Genomic DNA, 10,287 nt, shown 5'->3' with positions numbered 1-10,287 from the left:
TTAGCAGTTTTTGGACTTGGAATTGTTTTTCCCGTATCTATTTTATTCATGATTTGTTACATTATCCGTATTTTTCAACATCATTCAGTCTAGTTTTTTAATGAAGCTTCAAGAATATACCCTTTCTATCCTTATCAGTCTTTGCTTAATCATCCACATCTTCATCACTCATCAATTGGAGGATACTTACACTTACCGTCATACGGAGGGTCTAATGTAACAGAATTTTTTTCATCGATAATAGTTAATGTCATTCTATTAAATTTTAATGAATCGTATTTTTTATGCGTCCACACATCATAATGATAATAATATTTATTGTTTATATCATCATTAAAAGTTACAACTACCAAGTATCCTCCTTGTTTCCAGTCTTTAAAAAATCTTTTACTATTGATGTTTTCAGAAGCTATTCCTTGTTTACTTATATAATTTTCAAAGCTTCTCTGTGCTAATGCTTTTTGTAATGGGTATTGGTATATAGCTGTACCAAATATGATTATACCTACTACTAATAATATCATCTTTTTTTTCTTTATCATAATACTAAGTCCTAGTAAGTGTGCTTGTAGCTTAAACTGTGTATTGTATCTGGTAAATCATATGGTAACCTGTATCCTATTGTTGGACCGTTAGCTTGATGGGATGATGGACCATAATAATACGCTTGCCATACCAATTTAGAACAATAAGTGACGTCTGTACTAGCTAAATTACCAGTTATCTTATATTCTGCATTAGAACCCGCATAAGTATTAACTGCCCAATTTGCAGCCGCATTAGCTACCGTACTGCTATTATGTCTATATACTTTTGTCCATGAAGTTCTGTTTTTATTTGTGTAGTTGTTATGCCAGCTAGAAAACGCAATATATCCTGGATGATATCCTGGTCCTGCAATGTGGAAAACATACCCACTAGAAGTTGCAATCCCAGCATGCCCTAAAATCCCAGCTGAGCTTGTTCCATTTGTTATTATAACGTCTCCCTTTTTAGGTGTAAAACTTGCTCTTGCCATTGTGGCATCAGAAGAATACACTTCATAAAAATCTGTTGAGTTAGATAGTATCTCTTCTAATTTCTGAGAGGACTCTACTAGATTTTTCCACTCGTCATAACTAACATCTTCTCCTAATATGCCCTCACTTATATACTGTTCATATTGAGTATACGAAGTATTAGCTTGATTATTTTCTTGTGCTAATGCTGAACTAGGTAAGAATATTCCAACCACCAGACATAGTATTAACGAAACCATCCAAAATTTATTAAACTTTTTCATAATTACCTCCATCATATAATTTTGCTTAACCTCAATATATTTGACATTAAAATCAAATATATTCTATTTTTCCAACTGTTATTTCTTGCTATATTATAGAATATAGCTTCTAAACTAATCGCCATTACTATATCTCATAGGATTTAAATCCACTATTTCAACTCCTCACTATCTTACATATGAATTTATCTTTACCTTTCCTGATAATGTTTTATTTGTTTAATTTAAAATATATTTGATTAAATATAATTTTTTCAATTATAAATCCATCCTAATATATAAATAATCTAAATCTCTCTAATACCTTGATTTACTTATAGCTTAAATTCTTTAGTTTTTTATATCTCTTAATAAAACCAATCATGATTGCTATTAATATTGCAAGCATGATAGAGAAAATCCATATAAATACTCCGTAGTGCTTGCTTAGCCTATAAATATTTTCGGCATCTGTATTGTTTGTAATTTTTGCCATATTTATTGATTGAATATAGTCGCCCAGATATTGCCCAATAAATAATCCGATTACATTTGCTAAGGTTATGGCATAAGAAATATACTTTTTATCTAGGTAGGTTAATATTAAGACTCCTAGCCATATATACAAGTAGTATCTATGGCTAGTCCATTCAAATACATACACATTATTAAAATATTTTCTTGAAATTACAAAAGTTAAGATAAAAATAAACATCTGTATAATAGTGTGTTTTAATTTATCAATAGTAATTGATAGCTTCATCGTATCCAATACTCCGTAGCAGATATCCAAAGAGAGCCTGAACCAGGTTTATAAAATCTATCTATAGTATTGTTCCAACCATTTACTATTCTTATAAATTTATCTCCACTAGAATATTCTCTATAACCAACACCTAAAACCCAGTGCCAATCGACTATTCCATTTGCTAATAATATCCCTGTTATTCTATCATTTCTAACAGAATTCTTTATTCCATCAAAACTATTTACGCTACTATACTTTAATTCGTATCCTCTATTAGAAAAATATGTTTTTGTATCTCCTGCAATAGTCATTACTGGACCATTTCCAACTATCGCATGTACTTTTTTAAACGTTTCACGTTTATCTCCATTAATTTTTAATTTACTATAACCTCTATTATTAAAGTATAAAGCTATATTAGTTACAGCTGTTGCACCACAATGATTTTTAGCTAAATCACTTACTTCTCCAGTTGTAATCCAATCTGTGGAACTAGCACCACTAATTGTTCTCGACTCATAATTTCCACTAGGCATTTGTCCCCAATCATAGAATCCATAACCTCCTTTACCACTTAAAGAAATTGATTCCTTTATACTCTCTTTAACTGATCTAATTTCTTTGAGCAATTCCTGATTATCTTCCTTTAAATCAGGATAAATATCATATATTTCATCTGATTTTATATCTATCCTAAGATAATTATTTTTCTCAAAATTATTATTTTGATTAAAATATTTAGCAACAGAATCATTATTTAATACTTCTTCTATATCTTCATTTTTACCATATCCAAATTCAATTAATTCTGGATTATTAGGATTATTATTAACAATCGCATATCCAGTTGGACTAAAAGTTATATAATATGCAATCCTTGTATTTTTTGAATCATATATAGAGGCTATTTTTTCTATCTTTGAGCCATTTTTTAGTATATCTTCATCTTCATTTGAAGAATTTAATCTAATAGCTGCTGAAATAGCAATATCCATATATGATAACTCATCATTTTTGTATTCTTTAACCTTATCTATGCCTAAATCCTGTAGTTTTATTTCAGGCGAATAATCTACACTTTTTTGTTCTTCTTCACTTAATTTATTAAACCATTCTTGCCATTCTTTAGGGCTGACTTTTGAGTTATTATTTGCTGATGAAGCAAATACATTTGTTGCCATTGCTGTTAACAGCATCACCATGGCTATTAATAGAGTAAATCTTCTCTTCATTTCTAACCTCCTCATATAATTTTGTCTGACCTCAATATATTTGACATTAAAATCAAATATAATCTATTTTCTTACAGTTCTTTTATCTATATTATAGAATATAGCTTCTAAACTGATCACCGTTCCTATATCTCTGAGGGTTGCTATAATTTATATAGTTCAACCCACTTTCATATATTTGAAGCACAAGTCTTAACACACAGTTATCAACTACAATTTGGACACATAAACATTCCCTGTACATCTAAATCAAATCTTAAAATATACAAACGCCAAGCGCATTTGAAATCTCGTTAGCAGTTTTTGGACTTGGAATTGTTTTTCCCGTATCTATTTTATTCATGATTTGTTACATTATCCGTATTTTTCAACATCATTCAGTCTAGTTTTTTAATGAAGCTTCAAGAATATACCCTTTCTATCCTTATCAGTCTTTGCTTACTCATCCACATCTTCATCACTCATCAATAGGAGGATACTTACACTTACCGTCATACGGAGGGTCTAACACCATAGATTTTTCAATATCCGTAATTTGTAAAGTAATTCTATTGAATTTTATATGTTCATTCTTTTTGTGTGTCCATGGTTGATAGCGATAAATGTATATATAGTTCGGATCATCATCAAGAATTACTATAATTTTATATCCCCCATCTTTCCAATTTTTGAATACTTTTTTGCTTTTGATAATTTCAGGCTCTATGCCTTGTTGACTTATATAACTTTTAAAGTTTTTCAAAGCTAGCACCCTTTGAATCGGGTATTGATATATTAAAAAACAAGCCAGAACTATAGATAATATTATAAGGATAATTTTCGTTTTTTTCATCTTAAATCATTGCCTTAATAAGTGTGTTGATAGCTTAAATTGTGTATTGTATCAGGCAAATCATATGGTAATCTATATCCCCATGTAGGACCGTTAGCTTCAGCTGGCACTGGACCATAGTAATATGCCTGCCATACTATTTTTGAGCAATATGTTACATCGGTACTGGCTAAATTTGGCGTAATCTTATATTGTGCATTAGAGTCTTTATATTTTTCTATCGCCCAGTTAGCAGCATGGTCCGCAACAGAGCTATTCTTATGTCTATATACTTTTGTCCATGAACTTCTGTCTTTATTTGTGTAATCTGAATGCCATTTAGTGAATGAAATAGTTTTTGGATTCTCACCTTTTCCAGCTATATGAAGTATTTGACTACTAGAAGTTGCAATCCCAGCATGCCCTAAAATCCCAGCTGAACTTGTTCCATTTGTTATTATAACGTCTCCCTTTTTAGGTGTAAAACTTGCTCTTGCCATTGTGGCATCAGAAGAATACACTTCATAAAAATCTGTTGAGTTAGATAGTATCTCTTCTAGTTTCTGAGAGGACTCTACTAGATTTTTCCACTCGTCATAACTAACATCTTCTCCTAATATGCCCTCCCTTATATACTGTTCATATTGAGTATACGAAGTATTGGCTTGATTATTTTCTTGTGCTAATGCTGAACTAGGTAAGAATATTCCAACCACCAGACATAGTATTAACGAAACCATCCAAAATTTATTAAACTTTTTCATAATTACCTCCATCATAATTTCAATCAACTATCTTTTCATCATTTGAATTTTTGAGTTATAAGTAAATACACTTGCATTAATAGAAAATATTAATCCACAAGTATTAATAGTGCTAATATTTTTTTATTTCATTCATTGCATATCTTCCTTATCTAATTCCGATCTATTTAAATTTTAAATATATTTAATCTTATCTAATTTTTTCAATTCTAATTTTATCAGCTCTATTGTTCTTGTCTTTACCAATTATTGTTAACTTATAAGAGTCTTCAATGTAAAATTTCCAATAATAAACTCCACTGCCTAAATCATTATGTTCATACTTTTCTAAATAATCCCATATATCTGGACTATCAAAATTATTAATAACTCTTTTTAGAGTATTTATCGTTAATTTCATAATAATATATATCTTACAGAGGGGATACGCCCCTCTGTAAGATTGTTTTTTTAGTATCTAATTATATAGTATCCACAAAATGTTGGATAACTAAGATTTCCATAGTCTCTATCACATTCTTCTGGATCATAAATATATTTACCAGAAGCATCTTTATAAGATAGTTCTGAAAGTCCTCTTTTATGAGACCAACCACCATCTTTATCTTGTCTATACCAATGGTAATCATATCTTCCAACAACTAACGCAACCTTATATTCTCTATATCCTGGTCGCTCACTATATGACGAACGTCTAAGCTTATAATCTAATTCTGGCATATCTCTATATGCTGCATTGATTATATCTCTACATGTTAAATCAGTAAACATTCTGCCAGATATTTCACCGGGTTGAAGTTTATGACCTCTCGTTTTAGATTTTACATTTAAAGCATATGCATAACAGTTTGCATACTCCTTGTTTTCATTCCAATAACTTGGATTGTATGGAAACTCATATCCACCAGTAGGCATTTTAGTTGAACGCAACTCTATGCTTTCTTTAGTTTCTTCTTTTAATCGTAGGCTATCAATTGCTGTTTTAGATACTTTTGTATCACCAAACACTTTTAAAACTTGACTTGGAACATAATTAACTGCTAATTGTTCTTCTTTTGAAAGAGAATTATACCAGTTTAACCACTCCATATCATCATCTGTGAATCTAAGTTGTTTTGATGATGCAGGCTCATAGTTTACACTTAATTGTTCCTCTTTACTTAGACCATTAAACCATTCTTGCCATTCTTTAGGGCTGACTTTTGAGTTATTATTTGCTGATGAAGCAAATACATTTGTTGCCATTGTTGTTAACAGCATCACCATGGCTATTAATAGAGTAAATCTTCTCTTCATTTCTAACCTCCTCATATAATTTTGTCTGTCATCAATATATTTGACATTAAAATCAAATATAATCTGATTTTCTAACCGCTGTTTCTAGCTATATTATAGAATATAGCATCTAAACTAATCGCCATTACTATATCTCATAGGATTTAAATCCATTATTTCACCTCCTATCTATCTTACATATGAGTTTATCTTTACCTTTCCTGATAATGTTTTATTTGATTCATTATCAATCGTAACAACATATCTACTTCCTCTATTAGCCTTAACCTTTAATATTGAGTCTGAAGAAAAAAATTTGTTATATATAATTTTTCCATCTTCTTCAATAATTACCTGATATTTAATTCCACCTGAGCAAGACATATCTTTTAATCTAACTGTAAAACCATCATGAACTGGACCTGTCCAGGTATCCATGTTAAATTCATAGTCTATCTTATCAAATCTACTTAATCTTATATTCTCATCAACATTTGCTGCTCTAAGACCTGTCCTCGATACTTCTCCTAATTCTAACTTTTGATACTCTTCGTCACTTATTATTTGAACCTTATCTCCAAATTCCGAGTTTATATTAGTGACTATATCACCTACTGTATCAATCCTATCTTGATTTAGGTCAGCCACATTAGCAAATACCGGTAAACAAAATGTAAACGCAAACATAAAAATCATCAAACCTGCAAGTGTCTTTTTCCATTTTTTCATAATAAGCATCCTTTCTTTATTTGGGTTTAAATTTAAAACAAAATTATTTGTATTGCTTTTTATTTCTAATAACTTTAGCATTGACATGCAATATTCTTTTCTATTTTTTATTGTGTCGCCTAATTGTTGAACCACTAGCTTATCGCAATTTATTTCTATATCTTGGTCTATATATTTTAAGCTTAGCCATAAGAGTGGATTGTACCAATATAGGCAGGCTACAATATTTATCAGGTGGGTTAGTAAAATATGAAATTTCTTTATATGCATTAGTTCATGGATCAAAACATGGTCTAGTAATTTCTCATCAGCTAAGATATGATCTTGTAGGATTATCCTAGGTCTTAAAATTCCAAAGGTAAGGGGTGTTTTAAAATTGTTATTTATATAAATCCTTACTTTTCTTTTTAATCCAAATTCACTTATTTTTTCTTTGCATAAAGTATTATGGGTAAGGGTAGAGCCTTTCATAACTTTATGAAATTTATAAATTTTTATTCCTAGGTAAGTAAAAATCAAAATCGAACCTATTATTCGGTTTATTTTAAAAAATATATAGCCTATTTTCTTTACTAGCCATCCAAGGCAAGAATTAAAGTAATTTGTTATAGTAAGTAAATATGATAAAATACTATTTTCCTTTGCACTTTCTATTCCTAGCTTAAGTTCATAGGGACTTACTAAATAGATTAATAATACTATCCACAAAATAATACTTGCTGACCTAAAGGCTTTTTTATTTAAGATTGGTCTAACTAAAAGAATAACAACTAGTAAAAAAAGACTTTTTATAGATTTTTCTAGAGTAATTACCCTAACTAGACTTATTGCCATCCTTGTCTTCCTCTTGTTCCTCTTCGTCAAAGCTATCTATTAATTTTTTCATTTCTTCTATTTCTTCTTTTGTAACTTTTTCATTTTGCAAAAACGTTTTACACATATTTAGAAGTGATCCTTTGAAAAGTTTATGAAAGGCTTCTTTTTGCTTATTCAAAAGAGCATCCTCTCTTGATACAAGGACTCTAATTGTATATTTAGGGTATCTTCTAGCTATCGCCCCTTTTTCTACTAATCTTCCAAAAAATGTGTAGCAAGATGTTTTACTTATATCGTACTTTTCCATCAATATTTTTGATAAGGCAAGAGCTTGAATTTCTCCATTTTCGTCTAAAACATCGCCCTTCCATAATTCTTCCATTACCAGTAGTTCTCCATCTGAAAATTCCAACTATATTTCCTCCTTTATAAATTACATTTTCATTTGCTTTTGCATTTTTATATCTTTAATTATTTTCGTTTTGAGTATGTCATAATTTTAAAAAAGAGTCAAGTGTTTTGACCATTTAAAATGATAATTTTTATATTTTAATACATCTCCGTTCAGTTTTAAATCTCTCTTTCGAATTCATCTTCAAAACTAATAATATCATTAGGTGTGTAAGATAGAGCCTTACATATTCTTTCTAAATTTTTAAATGTAATTGGTTTATCCTTGCCCATTTGTGCCATAACATTTGTTGTAAGTCCTGCCATAGCTATTACATCTGTTTTTTTAATCTTTTTTTGCTAACTGTATCCATAATGGTTTATAGTTAAGTGCCATAATATCCCTCTTTTTCTCTTTATTAGATTTATTTAATTATAAAATAAATATTGATTTCATTCAATCTTACATTGATTTAATATTTTGTTTTAGAGAATTTGTTGTGTTATTCCGTCCTTATCTTGCCATAAATTGCTTAATACCTTGAGATTTAGCACCAGGGTTATCATTACCATAACCTTCCATTAAGTTAATAACTCCCCATGCACCTAAACCTGCACCAATTGCAGTTACAAGTGTCTTTAAAACTCCAACTCCAGCTGTAAAAAATTCCATATTATTCCTCCTCGTTTTCTTGTCTTTTTTCTATTTTGTTTAGTGATTTAACTATAAAATTCTTGTAGACCTTATCTCCTTTTTTTCTTTGAAATATCCCAAGACATGGATTAGATCTCCTTTTTCAAATTCTTTTACAATTTCTACCTTTTCTCCATATACTGAGCAATTTGTATATTCTTTGCCATTTCCATATTTTTTAACAAGAGCAAAATTTGCTACTTGAACACTTTCTCCATCTTTTTCAAATTCTGAAAATTCAGCTTCCTTAACTAAATTTGCATTAATATTTATCATTTCTCTATCCATTAATTTCTTCTCCTTAATCTAAAAATTTCAATTAAAAAAGCGACTGAACTTATATTTCAATCGCTAAATGCCTAATATATTAAATTGTTTTAAGTGGGACTTCTTATCCTTACCATTTAAACCTCCTAATTTTGAGTATAAAAAAAGACGATAGAATAACTTTACGCTTTTCTATCATCTATTGTGTTTATTGAACATTTATTTAATTGTTTGACTCTGCAAGCTGGAATTTTTTAATCTATTGATTTTTCTCAAAAAGCAAGCTTCCTATAAAGTTACCAATTACTGAAATTATCCCATATGCCAATATATAAATAGCTGCACTATCGTTGTAAAAGATAAATATAGTCGGTATAAATAACAACATAACAAACAAGGAAAATAACCAATTAAACGAATTTTTCATTCCATAAATCAATGAAACAATTAAGCATATAATTGGAATTGCAATTAATAAAATGAACATACCACTTCCAGTATCTATAATAAGAAATGGCGCTAGATAAAATGCAAGAATGATTATAATCAAATATATTAACATTTTTCTAAATTTTTCCATAAAAACACCCTCATAAATTCTAACCTATATAGCTCTTTTATATTAAATATACCCTCGTCCATGTAGTTATAACAGTAAATATTACAATCTTGTAATCACTGTATTTCCATTTAATTCAGTCCTACCTTTTTGCTTTAAATTACTCTTCCACATCAAATAAGTTTCTCTTATCATGATCTTCCAATAACTTGTAATTCTTATGCTTTGTAATATCGAATTTATCAGACAAGAAAGGTCTTACTCCTCTTAGCTGGTATATGCACTTACCACCATCCATTACAGTTATTACATCTTGGCTCATAAGTTCCTTACCAGTTTTTTGGTAATTTAGACCAAAAGATTTTTGATTTGACCTTGTTTCTGATGTGTTATATAGGTCTATGGTTTCTTTTCCTAAGGTTTCTGATAACTCTTTTACTGTTGTTTTTTCTTTTCCTCCTAGAAAGAGTGTTGAGTCACAGTTACCAACTATTGTATCTGCATGGTCTTTGTAAATTGCTTTTAATTGAGATTGTGCTTGCAGTATTATACTTGCTGATATTTCTCTTGAACGAATTGTTGCAATCAATTTTTCAAATTTTGGAATTAAGCCTAATAGCGATAGGTAAGCCTCTGGTTTTACCACCTCGGGCTTTTCCCCCGCTCCACACCGTGCGTGATAGTTTCCCATCACACGGCGTTCCACCGGCTAAATCTTACTTTTTAGTGCCTATATAGTCC

Annotated in this window: 13 protein-coding genes and 2 pseudogenes; all 15 read right to left on the bottom strand. The window is 29.8% G+C overall.

Annotated features, from left to right (window positions below):
• Positions 1 to 164: 164 nt before the first annotated feature.
• Entirely contained in the window at positions 165 to 542 is a 378-nt protein-coding gene (locus HKO22_RS10455) for a DUF3139 domain-containing protein (protein WP_235860748.1), read from the bottom strand.
• A gap of 11 nt (positions 543 to 553) precedes the next feature.
• Positions 554 to 1,282, bottom strand: a complete 729-nt coding sequence (locus HKO22_RS10450) for a hypothetical protein (protein ID WP_075658692.1) — start codon at positions 1,280 to 1,282, stop codon at positions 554 to 556.
• Positions 1,283 to 1,592: 310 nt separating this feature from the next.
• Positions 1,593 to 2,024: a hypothetical protein gene (locus tag HKO22_RS10445; protein WP_169970483.1), complete on the bottom strand. Its 432-nt coding sequence runs from the start codon at positions 2,022 to 2,024 to the stop codon at positions 1,593 to 1,595.
• On the bottom strand, positions 2,021 to 3,241 hold the full coding sequence (locus tag HKO22_RS10765; RefSeq protein ID WP_211660243.1) for a hypothetical protein: 1,221 nt from the start codon (positions 3,239 to 3,241) through the stop codon (positions 2,021 to 2,023). Before HKO22_RS10765 ends, HKO22_RS10445 begins: the two co-directional genes overlap by 4 nt.
• A 457-nt stretch (positions 3,242 to 3,698) precedes the next feature.
• On the bottom strand, positions 3,699 to 4,073 hold the full coding sequence (locus HKO22_RS10435; protein WP_211660242.1) for a DUF3139 domain-containing protein: 375 nt from the start codon (positions 4,071 to 4,073) through the stop codon (positions 3,699 to 3,701).
• Between the two features lie 14 nt (positions 4,074 to 4,087).
• A complete protein-coding gene (locus tag HKO22_RS10430; RefSeq protein ID WP_169970481.1) occupies positions 4,088 to 4,792 on the bottom strand; it encodes a hypothetical protein in 705 nt (234 codons plus the stop codon).
• 214 nt (positions 4,793 to 5,006) lie between these two features.
• On the bottom strand, positions 5,007 to 5,216 hold the full coding sequence (locus HKO22_RS10425) for a hypothetical protein (RefSeq protein WP_169970478.1): 210 nt from the start codon (positions 5,214 to 5,216) through the stop codon (positions 5,007 to 5,009).
• Positions 5,217 to 5,266: 50 nt separating this feature from the next.
• The gene (locus HKO22_RS10760) at positions 5,267 to 6,112 is read right to left on the bottom strand and encodes a hypothetical protein (protein ID WP_211660241.1); all 846 of its coding nucleotides are present in this window, start codon (positions 6,110 to 6,112) and stop codon (positions 5,267 to 5,269) included.
• A gap of 168 nt (positions 6,113 to 6,280) precedes the next feature.
• Positions 6,281 to 7,654 (bottom strand): M56 family metallopeptidase, encoded by a 1,374-nt coding sequence (locus tag HKO22_RS10415; protein ID WP_169970476.1) that lies wholly within the window; start codon positions 7,652 to 7,654, stop codon positions 6,281 to 6,283.
• Positions 7,635 to 8,048 carry a BlaI/MecI/CopY family transcriptional regulator gene (locus HKO22_RS10410; protein ID WP_169970474.1) on the bottom strand — a complete coding sequence of 138 codons (414 nt, stop codon included), beginning with the start codon at positions 8,046 to 8,048 and terminating at the stop codon, positions 7,635 to 7,637. Before HKO22_RS10410 ends, HKO22_RS10415 begins: the two co-directional genes overlap by 20 nt.
• Positions 8,049 to 8,206: 158 nt before the next feature.
• Positions 8,207 to 8,353: a helix-turn-helix domain-containing protein gene (locus tag HKO22_RS10405; protein WP_456238491.1), complete on the bottom strand. Its 147-nt coding sequence runs from the start codon at positions 8,351 to 8,353 to the stop codon at positions 8,207 to 8,209.
• A 187-nt stretch (positions 8,354 to 8,540) separates the two neighbouring features.
• Positions 8,541 to 8,699: a Maff2 family mobile element protein gene (locus HKO22_RS10400; protein ID WP_169970472.1), complete on the bottom strand. Its 159-nt coding sequence runs from the start codon at positions 8,697 to 8,699 to the stop codon at positions 8,541 to 8,543.
• A gap of 1 nt (position 8,700) precedes the next feature.
• Positions 8,701 to 9,008: pseudogene (locus tag HKO22_RS10395) on the bottom strand (single-stranded DNA-binding protein).
• A gap of 238 nt (positions 9,009 to 9,246) precedes the next feature.
• On the bottom strand, positions 9,247 to 9,567 hold the full coding sequence (locus HKO22_RS10390; protein ID WP_036739488.1) for a hypothetical protein: 321 nt from the start codon (positions 9,565 to 9,567) through the stop codon (positions 9,247 to 9,249).
• An 81-nt stretch (positions 9,568 to 9,648) separates the two neighbouring features.
• Positions 9,649 to 10,162, bottom strand: a pseudogene (locus HKO22_RS10385) (type IV secretory system conjugative DNA transfer family protein); the annotation flags it as partial.
• Positions 10,163 to 10,287 lie beyond the last annotated feature (125 nt).

This window comes from Peptoniphilus faecalis (assembly GCF_012976305.1).
Lineage (GTDB): Bacteria > Bacillota > Clostridia > Tissierellales > Peptoniphilaceae > Peptoniphilus_A > Peptoniphilus_A faecalis.
The sequence above is the reverse complement of the archived record's forward strand: the minus strand, read 5'-3'. Positions and strand labels throughout refer to the sequence as shown.